14 protein-coding genes are annotated in these 20,191 nt (G+C 45.0%); 10 read left to right on the forward strand and 4 right to left on the reverse strand.

Annotation, left to right across the window (positions count from 1 at the left end):
• From B9J84_RS14075 to B9J84_RS14085, 3 genes are all read left to right on the forward strand, one after another.
• On the forward strand, positions 1–1,873 hold a 1,873-nt coding region (locus tag B9J84_RS14075), incomplete at its 5' end, for a type I secretion system permease/ATPase (protein ID WP_094124394.1).
• On the forward strand, positions 1,870–3,222 hold the full coding sequence (locus B9J84_RS14080; RefSeq protein ID WP_094124395.1) for an HlyD family type I secretion periplasmic adaptor subunit: 1,353 nt from the start codon (positions 1,870–1,872) through the stop codon (positions 3,220–3,222). The genes B9J84_RS14075 and B9J84_RS14080, both read left to right, overlap by 4 nt.
• Before the next feature lies 1 nt (position 3,223).
• A complete protein-coding gene (locus tag B9J84_RS14085) occupies positions 3,224–5,359 on the forward strand; it encodes a type I secretion system permease/ATPase (protein ID WP_094124396.1) in 2,136 nt (711 codons plus the stop codon).
• Positions 5,360–5,405: 46 nt separating this feature from the next.
• On the opposite strand, the gene B9J84_RS14090 is transcribed toward B9J84_RS14085, so the two are convergent.
• The gene (locus B9J84_RS14090; protein ID WP_094124397.1) at positions 5,406–7,364 is read right to left on the reverse strand and encodes a methyl-accepting chemotaxis protein; all 1,959 of its coding nucleotides are present in this window, start codon (positions 7,362–7,364) and stop codon (positions 5,406–5,408) included.
• Between the two features lie 217 nt (positions 7,365–7,581).
• Between B9J84_RS14090 and B9J84_RS14095 the strand changes: the two genes are divergently transcribed.
• The 6 genes from B9J84_RS14095 (at position 7,582) to cdd (ending at position 13,662) form a co-directional block, all read left to right on the forward strand.
• Positions 7,582–8,265 (forward strand): NAD(P)H-binding protein, encoded by a 684-nt coding sequence (locus tag B9J84_RS14095; RefSeq protein WP_013856632.1) that lies wholly within the window; start codon positions 7,582–7,584, stop codon positions 8,263–8,265.
• Between the two features lie 220 nt (positions 8,266–8,485).
• Positions 8,486–9,853: an L-cystine transporter gene (locus B9J84_RS14100; protein ID WP_026028454.1), complete on the forward strand. Its 1,368-nt coding sequence runs from the start codon at positions 8,486–8,488 to the stop codon at positions 9,851–9,853.
• Positions 9,854–10,004: 151 nt separating this feature from the next.
• On the forward strand, positions 10,005–11,429 hold the full coding sequence (gene sbcB, locus B9J84_RS14105; protein ID WP_017047014.1) for an exodeoxyribonuclease I: 1,425 nt from the start codon (positions 10,005–10,007) through the stop codon (positions 11,427–11,429).
• A 124-nt stretch (positions 11,430–11,553) separates the two neighbouring features.
• Positions 11,554–11,886, forward strand: a complete 333-nt coding sequence (locus B9J84_RS14110; protein WP_033197434.1) for a CidA/LrgA family protein — start codon at positions 11,554–11,556, stop codon at positions 11,884–11,886.
• Positions 11,886–12,566, forward strand: a complete 681-nt coding sequence (locus B9J84_RS14115) for a CidB/LrgB family autolysis modulator (protein WP_094124398.1) — start codon at positions 11,886–11,888, stop codon at positions 12,564–12,566. Before B9J84_RS14110 ends, B9J84_RS14115 begins: the two co-directional genes overlap by 1 nt.
• Positions 12,567–12,774: 208 nt before the next feature.
• Complete coding sequence (gene cdd, locus B9J84_RS14120; RefSeq protein ID WP_094124399.1) at positions 12,775–13,662, forward strand: cytidine deaminase; 888 nt, start codon at positions 12,775–12,777, stop codon at positions 13,660–13,662.
• Positions 13,663–13,722: 60 nt separating this feature from the next.
• Here the strand turns inward: cdd and B9J84_RS14125 are convergent, their stop codons facing one another.
• A complete protein-coding gene (locus B9J84_RS14125) occupies positions 13,723–16,470 on the reverse strand; it encodes an EAL domain-containing protein (protein ID WP_404207443.1) in 2,748 nt (915 codons plus the stop codon).
• Between the two features lie 288 nt (positions 16,471–16,758).
• Here B9J84_RS14125 and purT point away from each other — a divergent pair, with 288 nt between their 5' ends.
• Positions 16,759–17,934 carry a formate-dependent phosphoribosylglycinamide formyltransferase gene (gene purT / locus B9J84_RS14130; RefSeq protein WP_094124401.1) on the forward strand — a complete coding sequence of 392 codons (1,176 nt, stop codon included), beginning with the start codon at positions 16,759–16,761 and terminating at the stop codon, positions 17,932–17,934.
• 64 nt (positions 17,935–17,998) lie between these two features.
• Here purT and B9J84_RS14135 read toward each other — a convergent pair whose 3' ends face one another.
• Together B9J84_RS14135 and B9J84_RS14140 are read right to left on the reverse strand one after the other, a co-directional pair.
• The gene (locus B9J84_RS14135; RefSeq protein ID WP_094124402.1) at positions 17,999–19,297 is read right to left on the reverse strand and encodes a PAS domain-containing methyl-accepting chemotaxis protein; all 1,299 of its coding nucleotides are present in this window, start codon (positions 19,295–19,297) and stop codon (positions 17,999–18,001) included.
• 121 nt (positions 19,298–19,418) lie between these two features.
• Positions 19,419–20,066 carry a thiopurine S-methyltransferase gene (locus B9J84_RS14140; protein WP_094124403.1) on the reverse strand — a complete coding sequence of 216 codons (648 nt, stop codon included), beginning with the start codon at positions 20,064–20,066 and terminating at the stop codon, positions 19,419–19,421.
• Positions 20,067–20,191: the final 125 nt, after the last annotated feature.

Consider the following 20,191-nt stretch of genomic DNA (forward strand, 5'->3'; position numbering starts at 1 on the left):
CCCATTTATTTTAGCTAAAGTTGAACAGGATAAATGTTTAATTCATCCATGTGATTCAGATACCCCCAAAGTAGTAGATGCAAGCTATTTAAAACAGAATTGGAATGGAAAAACGCTAGATATCAAAAAAAAACAATCCTCTTTTGATATTCGTTGGTTCTTACCTGAATTATCGCAACATAAACATTTAATCGCTGAGATTGTTTTATTCTCTTTCGTACTGCAAGTTATTGCACTTATTACACCGCTATTTTTTCAAGTCGTGATGGACAAAGTATTAGTGCATCAAGCCCACTCGACACTCGATGTTTTAGTGTTCGTCTTAGTTATTTCTGGAATAGCTGAGGTATTGCTACGCGGTTTACGCGAATATCAATATGCTCATACCGCTAACCGCATTGATATTAAGCTTGGCATTAAATTGGTTCACCATCTGTTTGGTTTGCCGCTGCTGTTTTTCAAATCAAGGCAAGTTGGGGCGATTGTGACTCGAGTAAGAGAGCTCGATACCATACGCGAGTTCATCACAGGTTCAATGTTTACCCTCACGATTGATCTCGTTTTTCTCGTGATCTTTTTCTATGTGATGAGCTTACTTTCTGGCGGGCTAACCTTATTGGTATTGGCCACACTGCCGTGTTATCTCTTTTTGGCTTGGTGGCTAACCCCAAGGCTGCAACAAGCGATTGAACAACAATTTACCCATATGGCGCACAACACTTCGTTTCTAACTGAAACCGTCGCGGGGAGTGATACCATTAAAAGCTTAGCGACTGAACCTCGCTTTATTCGACGTTGGGATACTCAAACCGAACAGATGATATCGAGCAACTATGTGGTTCAGCAGTGGAATAACCGCTCTAGCCACGCAGTGCAGTTCATCCAAAAAATAGCGAGCGTCTTTCTACTATGGATTGGCGCATCAGAAGTGCTCGCGTTACAAATGACCATAGGTCAACTGATCGCTTTTAACATGCTCGCCAGTCATGTTGCACAAACTCTTGCCCGGCTCGTCGAGCTGTGGGGGCAATTTATACAAGCGCAAATTGCAGTCGATAAACTTTCCGACCTACTCAATTTGCCCACCGAGCAGCAGCAAGCCAGCCATCCCCTACAACTGCAAGGTGCGATCACTCTCAGTAAAGTGAGTTTCCGTTATCAACCCGATTTACCGCTGACCATCAATCAGCTTTCACTTGATATCCAAGCGGGTGAGAAAATTGGTGTGGTCGGTGGCTCGGGGTCGGGAAAAAGCACCTTGGCTCGGCTTTTACTCAAGCTGTACAGCCCTGAATCAGGCCAAATCATGTTCGATAACACCCCACTCAAACAGATCGGTGTTCATGAATTGCGTCGCCAGTTGGGGGTGGTATCACAAGAGAACTTTCTCTTTAGTAAAAGTGTTAGTGACAACATTGCCCATTCAAAGCCACAAGCCAGTTTGGATGAGATTGTGCAAGCAGCAAAATTAGCGGGCGCTCATGAGTTCATTTTAAAGCTGCCACTGGGTTACGACACGATTTTAGCTGAAGGGGGGCAGTCACTTTCAGGCGGACAACGACAACGTTTAGCCATTGCCCGCACACTGCTTGCAGACCCTAAGATTTTGATTCTTGATGAAGCCACCAGCGCTTTAGATGATGAATCACAAGCCATCATTCAAACCAATATGGAGCAAATTGCCGCCGGGCGTACCGTTATTACCATTGCACACCGCCTCTCTACGGTAAGAGAGTGTGACCGGATTATCGTGCTGGAAAAAGGCGAGATTACAGAGCAAGGCACGCATCTACAACTTCTCGCAGAGCAAGGCAAATATTTCCAGTTGTGGCAACTGCAACAAGCATTAAAACAAGAGGATGAGCGAGTATGATCTCTCAGTTAAAGAAGCTTCGCTCTAAGCGCTCGAAAACGAACGGCTACTTTGAGTTTTTACCCGGCCATCTTGCTCTACAGCAGAGCCCACCCTCTCCGTTTGCTCGCATCACCGCCATCACGCTAAGTGTAGGGTTACTGCTCACCTTACTTTGGACCTATTGGGGGAAATTGGATATCCAAGCGACCGCAAACGGGCGGCTGTTAGTCCCTGGGCGCTCGCAAGTGATTCAGTCTTACGAACAAAGCCGAGTAGCACAAATCCATATAGCAGACGGCGAACGTGTCGAAAAAGGGATGCCCTTACTGACTCTGGACACGTTAGGCGTTAGCCAAGATATTGAACGTTTGCGTCATCAAATACGCTATCAAACCCATGAATTTCTCAAGTATCAAGCGTTGCGTGGTAAGGCTGTTCTAGCTCAACATCCCCTGTATTTGGCATTGGCACCTTCGGCGCAGCAAGAGGTCATTGACAGCTTTGATACTGAAAAGAACGAATTCACATCGGTGTTGGAAAACTTGCGTGCTGAAATGCAGGTCAATCTTGCTTCCCAATCCTCACTTGAGGTCGATATCAGAGGCTTAAAACAGTTAGTGAGTAATATTACTCAGCGCCTTGATGCTCAAAAAAAGCTCAAGCAACAGCGTTTAATAGGTCAAGTGCAGTATCTGGAGCAGGAAAAAGAGTTATTAGAATCCGAACGAGCGTTAGCCCAGCAAACATCACAACAGCACGTGCTGCAAAAGCAATATCTCAACCTAGAAGAGCGTTTAAAAGCGCTGCGTGCGCAAAAAGCCAGAGAGTGGCAAGACAAAAGTCAGCAAGCACACCTACAACTCTCAGCGTTGCAACATGAACTGGACAAAGTACGCGAACATGAAGGATTACAAGTGGTTCGCTCTCCTGTCACTGGCACTGTACAGCAATTGAGTGTTCACACCCTTGGAGCGGTCTTACAACCAGCACAAAATTTGATGATTATTGTGCCTGACGATTCGGTACAAGTCGCCGAAGTTAAAATTCTCAATAAAGACATTGGCTTTATTTATGCTGGCCAACCCGTGACGTTGAAAATTGATGCCTTTCCCTATACGCGTTACGGCACCTTGTCGGCAACATTGGTCCACGTCTCTAGAGACTCGACAATGGATGAGCAACTTGGGTTGGTTTTTCCCGCTCAAGTGCAATTGTTAAACCACACAATTGAGGTCGATGGTGCCTCTGTTGCCTTATTGCCCGGTATGTCTGTCGTGGCTGAGATTAAAACCGACCAACGTCGGATCATCGATTATCTACTCAGCCCAATCCGAGAATATCAAGCTGAAGCATTGCGAGAAAAATAGAGTGGATACCTTAACCAACACCGTCTCAACGGTTCATGATCAAGAAAGCCATGGCGCATTAGCGGCCCTCTCGTTTGCCAGCCTTTCATTTGATAAGAAAGTCACGCCATCACAACTGATTCATACACTAGGCGTTGCCGAAAATGAGCTCAGTGCTCTCGACATTCAGCGAGCCGCTCAATCTATTGGTCTGAAAAGCCGAATGATCACCGTCAGAGGAAGCGAGCCGATCCCGCTACCTGCATTGGTCAAAATCCGTCAGCAATGGCATGTCATTCATGCGCTAAACGAGTATGGTTGGACCTTGTACGATCCCATTAAACAGCGCTATTTCGAGTTTCCGTTGGCGCAAGGATCGTCAAGTTCCTGTTATGAGGTCTTATTACTGATTGAGCAGAGTATAGAGCCAAGCGATGTCGCTTTTGGCCTCCGCTGGTTTATGCCTTCGGTACTTCGTCAGTCAAAACAGCTACGTGATGTGTTTCTGTATTCGATTGTGCTGCAACTGTTTGCCCTGTTTGGTCCCAAACTTTTTGAAACCGTTATTGATAAGGTTCTTGTGGGGCGAAGTTTGTCGAGTTTGCACGTTTTAGCGCTGGCTATGCTTGCGCTAGCCATTGCTGAACCTCTTTACAGTTATTTGCGCAATACGGTTTTTGGTCATCTTTCTAGTCAAGTCAATGCAGAACTATCAGGGCGATTGTATCGGCATTTGATTAATCTTCCATTAAGTTATTTCAAGCAGCGTCAAACGGGGCAAATCATCGCCCGCGTACGGGAAATGGGGCAAATACGTCAGTTTTTGACGGGCTCAACCTTAATGCTGCTCTTGGATCTCATTTTTATCACCCTCTTTATTGGTGTGATGTTTCATTATGCGCCAGCGCTCACCGGGCTGATTATCGGTTCATTAGTGATTTATTTTCTGCTGTGGTTAGGTATTGGACCTTGGGTTCGTCACAAGGTAACGACAGAGTATGACGCAGAAGCAGAGACAACCACCTTCCTGACTGAATCTATAACGGGTATAGAAACAATCAAGACAACCGCAACGGAAGCTCGATTTTTAGAACGGTGGCAGCAAATACTCAGTCGACAAATTGAATGCGCGTTTTCAGCCCAAAAAGCCAGTTTAATTGCTGGGCAATTGATTGCCTTAGTGCAGAAAGTAGCCGCTGCCATTTTACTTTGGTGGGGAGTCAATTTAGTGCTCAATGGGCAGCTCACCCCCGGTGAATTGGTCGCCTTCAATATGCTAGCAGGGCATGTTACTCAACCCGTTTTGCGACTTGCGCAAGTGTGGCAAGATTTCCAGCACACCTTAGTAGCCTTGCGTCGCGTAGGCGACATTCTTAACGAACCGGCTGAAAATAGTAAAGATGGCCTTGCTTCCATCCCTTCTGTTCAAGGAGGCATTGAGTTTAAAAATGTTCGCTTCCGTTATCATATCGATGCACCGGAAGTCTTAGCGAATCTCTCGTTGACCATCGCTCCGGGGCAATTTATTGGTATTACTGGGCCTTCCGGATCTGGAAAAAGTACATTAACGAAACTGCTACAGCGTCTTTATGTACCTTTGCATGGGCAAGTCTTAGTCGATGGTATGGATCTCGCCATTGCAGATCCGGTCTCGTTAAGGCGCAGCATGAGTGTGGTGCTGCAAGAAAGCATGCTATTTTCAGGCAGCGTTGCCGACAATATTCGTCTTTGTAAACCCGATGCAAGCGATGCAGATCTGATAAACGTTGCAAAGCTTGCTGGTGCGTTAAGCTTTATTGAAGCGCTGCCACAAGGGTTTGAACAACAAGTAGGAGAAAGAGGTGCCAACTTATCTGGCGGGCAACGTCAACGCATTGCACTGGCTCGCGCATTGTTAGTTAACCCAAAAATCTTACTGCTTGATGAAGCGACTTCAGCGCTCGATTATCAGTCAGAGGCGGCCATCATGAGCAACATGGAAACCATTTGCCATGATCGAACGGTGATCAGTATTGCACATCGGTTATCGACGATTCGTCATGCCGATAACATTATCGTCATCGAAGATGGGCAAGTGGCCGAGCAAGGTACTCACGAAGCGTTGCTCGCACGTGCAGGACTTTACGCACGCTTATGGAAACAACAAGTCAGTGGTTAACTTTCTCTCCTTCAAATGGGTTAGGTATAAAAAATCTCCCCAGAAATTACTGGGTCTTAAACTTACTCACTAAATTATTCAGATCATCAGCTGAACTCGCGAGATTTTGTGAGTTCAGTAGAGCTCGGCTCGATACATCATCAACTTTTTGAGTATCTTCTTGTACTTGATGAATATTACGATTAATTTCTTCTGCGACTAGGTGCTGCTCTTCGGCAGCCGTTGCGATTTGAGTATTCATATCGTGAATCGACAATACTGACTGATAGATGCCAGTAAAGCTATCGTTGACCGACTCAGTCGTTGTCACGGTTTTCCGTGACGCATTTAAGCTCACTGTCATCTGTTCTGCGACTTCTTTGGTCCTATTTTGCAAACGTACCACTAAGCCGTTGATTTCTTTAGTTGAATCTTGCGTACGTTTTGCGAGTGCACGAACCTCATCCGCAACAACAGCAAAACCTCTTCCCTGCTCCCCTGCACGGGCCGCTTCAATCGCCGCGTTTAAAGCCAACAGGTTGGTCTGTTCAGCAATGCCGCGAATGGTATCTAAAATTGCAGTAATACCTTGGCTATCATTTTCTAACTCTTGAATCGTGGTTGAAGACGTTGAAATATAATCAGCTAACTGATTGACACTAGAAACCGCGGTGTGGATATTTTGCTGGCCTTGACTCACTAATTGCTGACTGTCATCAGCGGCCTGGGCTGCCGAGCTGCATAGCGTTGCTACTTCATTGGCAGTAGACACCATTTCATTAAACGCCGTTGATACCATCTCAACCGCTTGTTTCTGTCGTTGAGAAACGGCTGACAAGTCTTCCGATATTGTTGCCGCTCTTTGCGCCGATTCCCCCATCTGTTCTCCTGCATGGCCTATTTGCTGTACAAGTAATCGAATGGCTTTCAAAAATGCGTTGAAATACACAGCCAATTGACCCGTTTCATCGTTCGAACGAATGACCAATTCCTTGGTTAAATCACCTTCCCCTTCAGCTATCTCTTGTAAGCCGTTTGAAACTAAACTAAGCGGCTTGGCGATCAACCCCGCCAAAAAAAGTGCGCCAATGATGAAAATCACTGTCAACACAAAAACAATCGCTAAAATGTATTTGATCAAGCTATTGCTTTCTGCCATAACTTCTTCGGTAGTAATCAGGCCAACGAACTTCCAACCTAACTTTTCGGAATTCATGACATTAGCCATATATTCCACACCGCCAATTTCGATATTGATAAAACCAGAGGATGTTTGACCTATCGTTTTGTATGCAGCAGCTAAGGAGTCAAGGGGTTGAAAATTGTTCTCTGGATACTTAGCATCCACCAAGACGTTACCGCTATCCTCAACCATCATAATGTATCCGGTTTCGCCTAGTTTTATCTTCTTCACGATATCCGTCAGTGTTTTTAGCGAAACATCAATCGCAACCACCCCAGCATTTTGGGTACCAGCAGCATTAAAGGACAAAACATTGCTCACAATCGTGGCGTCATCAGGCTCCCAATAATAGGCTTGAGTGCGTTTTATCTCGCCTGGGCTAGACATCGCCGTTTTGTACCACGGGCGAGCTCTAGGATCATAATTGTCTGACGCCTTACCCGTCGGCCATTGTATATATCCGCCCTCTTTGGTTCCCATGTAAACGTACGAATAACCTTTGTGCGCCTCACCCATAAGGTAAAGCGCTTCATAAATTCCACGCTCCACCATTCCATTGCTATCTGGGGTCATCGGTTCAGCTATTTTGTCGATATAACGGGTAATGGAACTGTCCACTTTTTGCAACGCGGGTGAGTTGGCTAACATTTTCACATTTTGTTCAATGCCAGAAAAATAGATGGCGATAGCATTATCAACCTGACTCATTTCTCCATGACTTTGTTCAATAAAATCACTAACGGCTTGTGAACGTAAATTCGTCACCATTACCGTTGAAACAATAGCAACAGGGATAATGGTCGCCGAAATCAAGCTGAGCAACAGTTTAGATTTTATTTTCATTGTTATTACGCCTTATCTCTGTATTTGACAGCAGCTCATTTCTTTTAGTTACCTACACTAAAAATTTAGTTAATAGCGATAAAGATGCAATGTCACTAAAGCGTTATTTCTAAAATAGGTGCTTATAAATGGTTGAATACGATGAAAGCGAAAGAATAAACTGCCATAAGTAAGCAGCACTGCATACAATCACTGCAAGGTAAAAAAGGAGAAAACGATGGATAAGCGACACAAAACTGTGATTATTGCTGGCGCTTCCGGTCTCGTTGGGCAGCATGCTTTAGCCATCATGCTAGAAGAGCAAGCCGTCTCTCAAATCTATTCTTTAGTCAGAAAAAGCACCGAAATCCAACACCCAAAGTTGCAAGAAATCATTCATCCGCAGTTGCAAATCACGCACTGGGATGAAAGTTTTGTCCCTCCCCAGCTTGGTCTCATCGCACTAGGGACTACCCGTAAGCAAGCGGGTTCAAAGCAGGGGCTGGAGAAAGTAGACTATGAGTTGGTTTGTCAAGTTGCTCAAACAATGAAGACATTGGGTGTCAAGCGCATTGCCATCGTTTCGAGCTTAGGTGCCAAAGCTCGCTCTCGATCTCATTACTTACAATGCAAAGGGAGAATGGAAGAAACCATTCGCCGAATGGGTTTTGAACAAGTGACCTTCGTCAGGCCTGGGCCTCTAACTGGCATTCGGAAAAACAAGCGAACGGATGAAAAATGGGTACGAGTGATTCTGACTCTATTGCACCCTCTGCTACTAGGGCGCTTACGCAATTTTATCCCCATTTCCGCGCAAGATGTTGCAAGCGCTATGCTCTATTGCCTCTTTCAGATACAACCACACGCCATAGATATTTTGCACTCTAGCGACATGCTTGCCTTGCTCAAGAAGTATCAATGACTTGCTTAAATAACTCACCGATCGGTTCATTTACCAGCACAATAGAAAGATTGATAACCATTTGTTCTAAATCATGCTGATTTTGTCTTTGGATTAACCTATGTTAAAAGATATGGTTGCGTTTCATCGCTTTTATTCCCCTTTTACCTAGCATTATCGACTACATCGCTCATCGGCGATCAACGTAATCATGGGTACACAACTTTTAAGGTGTCGCATCATGTCAGTTGCAGCCATTGCCGCACTCGCAGTATTTATTGGCATTCTGTTTTTTCTCTTCGGACAGCAGAAAAAGTCTCACACTCTTTCACGCTTAGTGCTACTTGGGTTAATCCTAGGCAGCGCATTTGGCCTTGCTCTACAAGTAGTTCTTGGTGAAGGACATGTGGCTATCAAGGAAACATTAGGCTGGGTCAACGTCGTCGGTAACGGCTATGTTGGTTTGCTAAAAATGGTGATTATGCCTTTGGTGCTGGTGTCGATGATCGCTGCGGTTGTGAAGCTCGATAAAGGTGGCTCGCTCGGTAAAATCTCTGGCCTGACCATTTCTATCTTACTGCTGACGACCGCTGTCTCGGCATTGATCGGTATTTTTGTCACCCAAGCTTTTGGTTTAACAGCAGACGGCCTCGTTGAAGGCAGCCGTGAAACGGCGCGTATTGCTGTACTAGAAAGCCGCGCCGCTACTGTGAGTGATTTAACTATTCCTCAAATGCTATTAAGCTTTATTCCGACCAATCCTTTTGCCGACTTAACCGGTGCTCGCTCAACCTCGATCATCGCTGTGGTTATTTTTGGCGTACTAACGGGTATTGCGGCGCGTAAAGTAATGTCAGAGAAAGCCGAGCTAGAAACGCCAATCCGCACCTTTGTCGAAGCGATACAGTCGATTGTGATGCGCCTCGTGAAAATGGTGATGGCACTAACCCCTTACGGTATTGCGGCGTTGATGGCGAAAGTTGTCGCTACATCAAGCGCGGGCGATATTCTGAGTTTGCTCGGTTTTATTGTCGCCTCTTATGTCGCCATTGCATTGATGTTTGTGGTGCACGGTATATTGGTTTCTTTTGTAGGCGTTAGCCCTAAAGAGTATTTTCAAAAAATTTGGCCAGTGTTGACCTTCGCGTTCACCTCACGTAGCTCAGCGGCAACCATTCCTCTAAATGTAGAAGCGCAAATTACTAAGCTGAACGTACCACCAGCAATTGCCAACCTATCGGCTTCATTCGGTGCCACTATTGGTCAAAACGGCTGCGCTGGTATTTACCCAGCCATGCTCGCTGTGATGGTTGCTCCTACCGTCGGTATTAATCCAATGGACGTGCACTTTATTTTGTCGCTAGTGGCTATTATCGCAATCAGCTCATTTGGTATTGCCGGCGTCGGTGGCGGTGCCACTTTTGCAGCCTTAATCGTGCTACCAGCGATGGGCCTACCGGTGACGATTGCAGCACTACTTATCTCCATTGAGCCGTTGATTGATATGGCCCGCACCGCGTTGAACGTTTCAGGCTCAATGACGGCAGGTACCATTACCAGCCGATTACTGAACGGTAAACAGGTACAAGTTCAAGAACAGCAAGCCTAGAAAGTATCGAGCGTTCTCGTTTTTCTCCAAGCCGGTGCCAATGCGCCGGCTTTTTCATTTCAAATCCTCATCAGAGCATGCTTCGCACATTGCTATGTCACACGGGCAATGGTCTAATAAACCTTAAATTTCAGCGACTGGATACTATCGAATGCGACAAGAGCACCCGCCTACTTTCTTTTTCCTCGACTATGAGACGTGGGGAGTCAACCCTGCGAAAGATCGTCCGAGCCAATTTGCGGGCGTTCGCACCGATATGGATTTTAATATTATTGGCGAACCACTGGTTATCTATTGCCAACCACCAGCGGACTATTTGCCTTCTCCAGAAGCGGCGCTTATTACGGGTATCACTCCACAAAAAGCGGTGGCCCAAGGCTTGCCAGAGCCTGAATTTATCGCCAAAATTCATCAACAACTCGCCACACCCAATACCACCAGCCTTGGTTACAACAGTATTCGTTTTGATGATGAAGTAACGCGTTACACTTGCTATCGTAATTTCATTGATCCGTATGCTTGGAGCTGGCAAAACGGCAATTCACGCTGGGATTTACTTGATGTGATGCGCGCCTGCCATGCGCTACGCCCAGAAGGCATCAACTGGCCCGAAAATGACGAAGGCTTTACCAGTTTTAAGCTTGAGCATCTCTCAGTTGCCAATGGCATCGAACATGCGAATGCCCACGATGCTATGGCCGATGTTATCGCCACCATTGAGCTAGCCAAAAAAGTAAAAGCCGCCCAACCCAAGTTGTTTGATTACTTTTTTAACATGCGCCATAAACGCAAACTCAATGATCTGATTGATATCGTCAACATGACACCTTTAATGCACGTATCGGGTATGTTAGGCCGAGAATGCCAATATACCAGTTGGATCGTGCCGATTGCTTGGCATCCCACCAATCAAAATGCGGTTATTGTGGTGGACCTTGCCAAAAACCCTCAACCCCTGATCGATTTAAGCAGCGAAGAACTGCATCAACGTCTATATACCAAACGCGAAGAGTTGGCAGAAGATGAATTGCCAGTGCCCATCAAATTAGTGCATCTCAATAAATGCCCTATCCTTGCGCCGGCCAAAACATTAACGGCCGAAAATGCAGACCATATCGGGGTCGATAGAAACCTGTGCCTTGAACACTTAGCGCTCATCAAGCAGTACCCTGAGATCAGAGAAAAGCTGATTGGCCTCTACACAATTGAGCGAGAATATAAGCACAGTGACGATGTCGATACTCAACTCTACGACGGTTTCTTCTCTCCAGCCGACAAAGCGGCGATGGAGATCATTCGCCAAGCTGACCCAGTCAATCTCGCCGCATTAGACATTAGTTTTAGCGATAAGCGCATCGAACCCTTGCTGTTTCGCTACCGCGCTCGCCATTACCCATTGACATTAAGTGACGAAGAGCAAAGACGTTGGGCAACTCACTGTCGTGATTATTTCGAAAGCCACCTTGAAGAGTACATGCTCAATTTAGAGAACTTAGTTCACACCCACAGCAGTGACGAAAAGAAAATGGCTATTTTAAAATCCGTTTACCGTTATGTGGAAGACATCGCGAGTTAATGTACGAGGTTTTCGCGCTGTCAGGTTTCAAACCAACACGCTGCGATTCCATTTCCGAAAATAGTTTAGGCACAACAAGGCACCGACTTTTATTGTGAATACCATTGCAAAATATTTGGTCTCTATGGGGCTGATTTTCCTTTGCCTGATGGCAGGTATCAATCTTCAACATTGGCTTGGCATCACCATTCCGGGCAGTATTATCGGAATGCTAATTCTGTTTAGTTTATTGGCAAGTGGGCTCGTGCCTGTCGAATGGGTAAAACCCAGTGCCAGTCTTTTTATCCGTTATATGGTCATTTTATTTGTCCCTATCAGTGTCGGATTAATCGAGCATTTTGATTTATTGATGAGTAACGCCATACCGATTCTTGCTAGCGCGGTGGGCGGTACGCTGATCGTATTAGTTTGTCTGGGTTTAGGGCTGGATCGTTTTTTGAAAAAGGGGAATAAGTGATGTGGTTATTGCTCACGATTGCGGTCTTTTTCCTGACACGTTGGATCAGTAAAAAATGCAAAACGGCCATAATGAATCCGTTACTGCTCAGCCTTGTGATCATCATTCCTATCTTGCTATTTTTTAACATCCCTTATCCCAGTTACTATGCTGATAACCAGTGGCTGAGCTTTCTGTTGCAACCGGCCGTGGTGGCGCTGGCTTATCCTCTCTATGAACAACTGCCTCAGATCCGCTCAAATTGGCGCATCATTGCCCTCGCCTGCGGGGTGGGCAGTGCTATGTCAATGCTCACAGCCAGCTTAATTGCTGTTTATCTTCAAACGGATATACATTTAATCGCCAGCCTACTGGGTAAATCAGTTACCACACCGATTGCGATGGAAGTTTCCAGTAACCTCGGTGGGGAGCCAGCCATTGCCGCCGTTTTAGTGGTCATTGTAGGGCTGTTTGGCGCGATTCTCGCCTACCCTATCTATAACCTTCTCAACATCACGCATCCAATTGCTAAAGGCTTAACCATGGGCACCGTATCTCATGCGCTGGGCACAGCAACCTGCGCTGAAAAAGATCCACGTGACGCAGCATTTAGTTCACTTGCATTAGTCGTGTGCGGCGTAATCACATCGATACTTGCTCCAAGTTTTTTTGCTTTTTCAATGTGGTTGTCCACGCTATAGAGTGCCAACAGAAATCAAAGATACGTCTACTCATGGATTTTGATTGTAGACGTGTCTCACTCTAAGGCTGACTGTAATCGATTTCATGTGTGACCTCACTCTAAATGTGAAAACCAAAATTACGTTACATTGCATTACGTGACTTAAATCTCAGTAAAATTTCATTCTTCGCCTAGAATATTCGTCAATACATAGATAAGGACTCATTATGAAAAGCCGTATTGAACAGGCGCTAGCTGATACGCCAAAAACCGTTGCAGAATTTTTGTCGCCCATTCTGCTGTGCGATGATTTTGACGCAACCCTATCACCAGAACAGTTCAACCAACTGCTTTCTCTTTCTGGCTTAGACGATGCGGAATTGCGCGTTGCACTGCTGCCTTTTGCGGCCGCCTATGCTTATGTACCGCTTTCAAACTTTTACGTGGGAGCCATCGTCAGAGGTTTATCGGGCCGTTTGTACTTTGGCGCGAATATGGAGTTTTCCGGTGCACAATTAGGCCAAACCGTACACGCCGAGCAATGTGCCATCAGCCATGCGTGGATGAAAGGTGAACAAGGCGTTGCTGATATTACCATCAACTTCAGCCCTTGTGGGCACTGCCGTCAGTTTATGAATGAGCTTACGACCGCAGACTCGCTTGTCATTCAGCTACCACAGCGTGATGAGAAGTCACTGCAAGAGTACCTACCTGAATCATTTGGTCCTGCTGATTTAGGTGTTGATTCTGGTCTAATGGCAGACGCTAACCACGGCAAAACAACTAGCGAAGATGACCCACTCATTGGCTTAGCCCTTAATGGCCTAAACCGCAGTTACGCACCCTATACCAACAATCTCAGTGGTGTTGCCCTGCAAGTTGAGAATGGTAAAACCTACGTCGGTGCGTATGCTGAAAATGCCGCATTCAACCCAAGCTTACCACCATTGCAAGTTGCTCTTGTTCAGTTAATGATGGATGGCCAACGCTTTGATAATATTGTCGCAGCCGCATTAGTTGAGATGTCTGATGGCAGTATTAGCCATTTAGCCGATACTCAAGCCACCTTGGAAGTAATTAACCCAGACATTCCTCTTTCCTATCTTGTGGTTTAGGCGCTCTAGTGAAAAATCCCCAGCGCGAATGGGGATTTTTGCCTTTTGATGGTACAGGTTTTACCGCATATCCTTTCCGCCCAACAAATTATCGAACACCTCTTGTTTACTCATCGGCTTGTAAAAATAGAAGCCTTGGATCTCATCAATATTCCAGACTTTGAGTTTGCGCAGCTGCGAAGCAGTTTCAACCCCTTCAGCCACGGTAGTTAAGCCTAGCTCTTGCGACATATTGATAATACTGCGCACCAAAGTTTTGGCTTTGTCATTGGATTCCAATGTGGAAATATAAGACTGGTCTAACTTCACTATATCTAATGGAAAATCACACAATGTACTAAACGAGGAATACCCCGTACCAAAATCATCAAGCGCCAACTGTATACCGAGTTTTTTTATCGCATCCATGCGTTTGATCGTCTCTTCTTCAGCCCCCAACAACATACTTTCCGTCAATTCGAGCACTAATTGTCCCGGTTCAATTTGATATTTTTCAATCAATACTGATAAGTACCCGACCAATTTTTTACTGTAGAAATGCGGGCTAGAAAGATTGACGTGAATACTTAGACGTTTACCCAACGAAAATTGCGACTGCGTTTGCAGTTCGTTAATAAATTGGCAGGCTTGGCCTAGTATCTGCTCTCCCAATTCAATGATCACTTTACGTTGCTCAGCCAAAGGGATAAATACGGCTGGCGAAACCATACCAAGTTGAGTGTGTTCCCAGCGAGCCAGAGCTTCAAAGCCAATGATTTCGGCACTGTCTGCACGAACAATCGGCTGATAGTAAGCAATAATATGGCCATCTTTCACAGCTGAGATGAGATCTCGATTGATCGCTAACGACTTCTGGGCATGAACAAACAATTCTTGTGTCACTGAAACAACCAGGCTGGCTCCAGCTTTCTCTGTTTGTTGAATGGCATAAAAACCACTTTGAACCAAAGTTTCAAAAGAATCGATAGCCAATTGTGAATCAATCACAGCACCTTCCACACTCAAATCGAGTTCCAAGCCGCCAATGTCAGTCTTCCTCTTGTAACTATCGATAAGCTTAGTGCCTCTATGAATCAAAAAAGAGGTTGCCCCGTTACCCAACTCACACACCATAAATTCATATTCACTAATTCGTCCCATTATGGACCTGTTGAAACGGTTTCTAAGCGTAGCCGAAAAATGTTTAACGGCCATATCGTAAGCACTGTGTCCGTACACTTCTGAAATTTCTTTTAGTCTTTTAACCCGTAGGTAGAGCACGGAAAACCCACCACATTCGGTCGGATTGTCAATCAAAGGTTGGACTTGGCTCATCATCGTTGGACGATTAAGTAAACCTGACACTGGGTCACAATGGGTAAGGTCGTAAATAAGCTGCTCTTGCTGCTTTTGCTCGCTGATATCAGTAATCGATAGCATGATAGAACGATGCCCACGTTGTTCTATCAATGTAGCTTCGATAAGACACTCTAAACGCTGCTGACTCTTTGTAACAACATGTCCCTCAAATTCACGCATCCCTTGTTCTATATTTTGGTAGAGTAATTCACTGCTGCACACCACATCATTTTGTATAATACAAAACTCATCTAAAACCTTTCCAACCAACTCATCTCTAGAATAAGAAAGCATATCCAACAAGGCTTGGTTCACATCGACAATGAAGCGATCAACCACCAGCAACATTCCGAGATTTTGGCTTTGATAGAGTGCATCAAATTTCTGTAACGTCTCTTTAAGCCTATCTTCCGCCAAGGAGGATGAGGCAGCAAGTGAACGGACAAGTTCGGTAATTCGTTCAAACTCATCTTGTTTATCACTCGATTGTGAAGAGAATGCACTCTCTTCAATCAGCTGATTGATCCCACGCTCAAAATTCTCAAACCGTTTGGCTACCTTGCTGCGAAACAGAGCAAAAGTAGCCACGGCGACAAAGCCGGCCGCAATGATGATCGTCAAAATCAAATAATAAAAAGTTTCGTTCCCTTTTTGATAGTAAAGCCGCTGAGCACTGGTTTTTAGATAGCCAATAGGTTGCCCTGTCATATCACTAAGTAAGGTGTAATGCGTGATATTATTTTGATCTCTTTCAATACCTTCTTGATTATGACTAACAGGTAAAATCACAGGAGCATCGGTAACTACAATGTCATTTTTAGCGGTTAGTAGGTTCTGATACTGAGAAGGGAAACGGCGGGTTAAGTGCTGTCCCCATAGCATCCACCCCACAACATCAGCCGTACCTTCACTGTTACGCACCGGAGTTAGGCTCACCACCCACACACTATTTTCCACACGGATGAGGCCAGAGCGGCTAGTTTTATCCTCATCAAGTGTGTGATGCATCTGAATTAAATGGTCGCTCACACCTTGTGAGCGTATCAACTGTTCCACTAACGAACAGTTTGTGCCAGATTCAATATCCCGACATAAATATTCAACCAATTGCGAAGATTCGGTGATGAAAGCCAAAACGTCTAAACCTAAAGTATCGAGGGAATCAGGATACAAGTTGCGCTCAGCAAATTGAGTGTCACCATTCAACAGCAACTGATAAGTTTCATCCCAATAAGCCCAATCATAAGAACGCTTTTCTTGCTGTACTAAAAGATCTTGAATGACCGACTGAGCTTGATTGCTATCTCGATGAATCTCAATTGATTCAAGTTCATTCAAACTATATAAAAAAAAGTGGCGAGTAATAAATAAGCTGCTAAGAATGATCCCAACCAACCCGACAGAAAACAACAGAGCAGTTTTCGTGTGTAGAGTAATAAAACGCAAACGTAAGAAAGTTTTCATAGCCATAGGTGTCTTTTTCTTAGTCAATCCCACATAAACTTTAGACTGAAATTACTTCATATTCTTAACGCAGTTTCTCGAATGCTGTTTACTGCACATTAATTGCTATTTCAGCCTTAATTTTGTACAGATATGAGTTCGTTTACTGCGTATTACACAAACCACTCTATCGACAGCACGAACAGGAAATCACTCATCTCTCATCACAAAGGCAAACGTTTGCTTTTATTCTTAATTTTAGTATGATTTTGGCTGTTTTCGCTATTACCTATTGCTTGAATGTAAGGATTCACTATGTTTGGTACTACTACACGTGAAAATGCCACCCGCGTTTTACTGCTTGGTTCCGGAGAATTGGGCAAAGAGGTGGCAATTGAATGCCAACGCCTTGGTTTAGAAGTGATTGCCTGTGATCGCTACGCCAACGCTCCAGCAATGCAGGTGGCGCATCGTAGCCACGTATTGGATATGCTCGATGGCGATGCGCTACAAGCCATTATCGAACTCGAAAAACCAGACTACGTGGTGCCAGAAATTGAAGCAATTGCCACTCACAAGCTGGTTGAACTGGAAGCGCAAGGCTTAAACGTGGTCCCCACTGCAACGGCCACTCAATTGACGATGAACCGTGAAGGCATTCGCCGTTTAGCCGCAGAAACTCTTGCCTTACCTACCTCTCCTTATCAGTTTGCTGATGACTATAATGATTTTGTACTGGCGATTGAGCATGTCGGTATGCCTTGCGTAGTTAAGCCTGTGATGAGTTCATCAGGTAAAGGCCAAAGTGTGATTAAGACGCAAGAGGATATTAGCCGCGCTTGGGCATACGCTCAAGAAGGTGGCCGCAGTGGAGCTGGTAGAGTGATCGTCGAAGGCTTTATCGATTTCGACTACGAAATTACTCTCTTGACGATTCGAGCAGTGGATGGTGTCCATTTCTGCGCTCCCATTGGCCATCGACAAGAGGAAGGGGATTATCGCGAATCATGGCAACCACAAGTGATGTCGGCTAACGCAATTAAAGCCGCTGAATATGTAGCAGAACAAGTGGTTAATGCACTCGGTGGTTACGGCTTATTTGGTGTTGAACTGTTTGTAAAAGGCGATAATGTTATCTTCAATGAAGTGTCCCCTCGCCCACATGATACGGGAATGGTCACCCTCATTTCGCAAGAGCTGTCTGAATTTGCGTTACACGTGCGCGCGTTCACGGGTATGCCAATCAACAGTATTACCCAATATGGGCCATCGGCATCTGCGGTTATTTTAGGTCAAGGCACCTCCACTAACCTTAGATTTGATGGAATAAATGAAGCACTGTCTATCCCACACACTCAACTTCGTCTGTTTGGTAAACCAGACATTGATGGACGCCGTCGGCTTGGGGTTGCTCTGGCGAAAGATAAAGAACTCAAACAGGCTTTGCACAACGCAATTCAATGTGCCAAAAGCGTGCAAGTGATTCTGTAAAAACGCAAAGCGAGCCACTAGGCTCGCTTTCATTTTCTTCACCAACAATACTCGCTGCAGAGCTTTACTCTTTAATCAGTTCACTGACTGTGCCAACCACACTGTCCGCGGCTTTTCTCATTTCATCAATCAGCTTTTGCGTCTCTTCTAGTTTGCTATTACATGCCGTGACTTGGCCTTGAATTGCCCCCATCATCGATGTCGAGCTGTTGGTCAGTTCGCTATTGAGCTTAACAATATTACCAATTTCATCGGTCGCTTTGGTGGTATTGGAGGCTAATGAGCGCACCTCATCAGCAACCACAGCAAAACCCCGGCCATACTCCCCAGCACGCGCAGCCTCGATAGCGGCATTGAGCGCCAGCAAATTAGTCTGTTCTGCTATGCCTGTAATGGTGGTTACAATTTTGGTGATTTGCTGCGACTGGTTGGCCAGTTGCGTCATCGATGTATTCGCCTTAGTGATCGCGTTATCAATCTCTTTAGCAATGGAAGCGGCTTCGGCTAGCGTTCCCGTCCCGAGTTGAGCAATATGTACCGTTTCTTGTGAGGTGTGATGCGCCACTTCTGCTGCATCTTTAATCGCCCGAGCTTGCAGTACTCGTTGCGTGACATCAGTTGCAAACTTAGTCACACCAATCACTTTATGCTTTTCGTTAAAGATGGGGTTGTAAGTCGCTTCTAACCAAATTTCATCACCATGTTTTGTAAAACGTTTAAATAATCCCGTTTGAAAATGGCCGCTGGCGAGCGACGCCCAAAAATTCGGGTTCTTTCTATAAAACTCATCGTCACAGAATAGGCGATGTGGTTTACCAACGATTTCTTGTAATTTGTACCCAACACAGGACAGAAAGTTTGGATTCGCCTCCACAACCGTCCCATCGGGAGTGAAAGAAATCACAGCCATTGACTTATCGACAGCTTCAAATACGGCCACTTGTCTATCCAATTTCTCTTTTGCAGCAGTGACATCACTGGCAATCTTCACCACCTTAACCACTTTTCCTTGCTCATCTTTTACTGGGATGTACGTAGCTTCAATCCACACTTTATTATGGCTTTTAGTTAAACGGCAAAACGTACCCGCATGAGGTTTACCTTGCGCTAAATTTTGCCAAAGTTGACTATATTGAGGCGCATTAACAAATTCACTTTCACAGAACATTCGATGGTGCTGGCCCACCACTTCCGATAATGAATAACCCAACACTTGTAAGAATGAGGAGCTGGCAGTCAGAATATGTCCTTGTGGATCAAACTCAATATAAGCCATCGTGCGTTTTATTGAATCAACCACAAGTTCATCACTGCTCTTTTTAGACTGTTGATTGCTGCTTGGCTTCCGACTAAACAAACCCATAGTTTTTCCTTAGTATTAGAGCGGCTGATATAGACGTAATGGCTTGCTCTCATCAAACGCCTAAAACCTACCTATTTATTGTTGTATAAGATGTATAAATAAACGATTTAAGCATAGTCTGTTACTTCTCAATTAACCACACGACTTCAGCAAAACGGCTTAATCCTCGTTGACTGATTTTAGGGTGATTTTCATCAGCATCGTCACGAAACAGACACGTCACTTTGCAGTCAGTGAATAACGACTCAACTTCATTTTTGGCGACACAGAATGGAGGACCCGTCATTTCACTTTGAACGTAATCCAGCGTCACAAGCAGCACCCTTCCGCCCTCTTTCAACAATGAAAGCAAGCGAGTAACGTACTCCTTTCGCATTTCAGGGGGCAGCGCAACTAACGCCGCTCGGTCGTAGATAAGCTCAACCGCTTTTAGCGGCGCACTAAAAACATCTCCGGTATAAATCATCAGTTCATCAAACTGATACAGTTCATGCGCTCCATTTAAGCGAGTGACCGTTGGCGTATAAAAATGCTCGGCAAAAAAGGAACGAACGGCAATTTCACTCAGCTCTACACCCTGAACCTGTTCATGCTGAGAAGCGAGCCATATCAAATCTTCACTTTTTCCGCACAATGGTACAAATACACGTTCATTTCGTTGAGGTGAGAGTTGAGGCCAATATTCGATCAACAATGGGTTCACATCTTCTAAGTGAAATCCTATTTGGTTGGAGGCCCATTTCTTGTGCCAAAATTCGGGATCTTTCATTATCTTCGTGCTCTACGATTAAAATCTACAGCCAGACAAAGTACATGCTACTGACTAATAAGTGAATCCCCAACGGGTTAAACAAACAGCACAAAGACAGATAAAGATGTTCATATTTGGTTCAT

The organism is Vibrio sp. V03_P4A6T147, assembly GCF_002241085.1.
Taxonomy (GTDB): domain Bacteria; phylum Pseudomonadota; class Gammaproteobacteria; order Enterobacterales; family Vibrionaceae; genus Vibrio; species Vibrio anguillarum.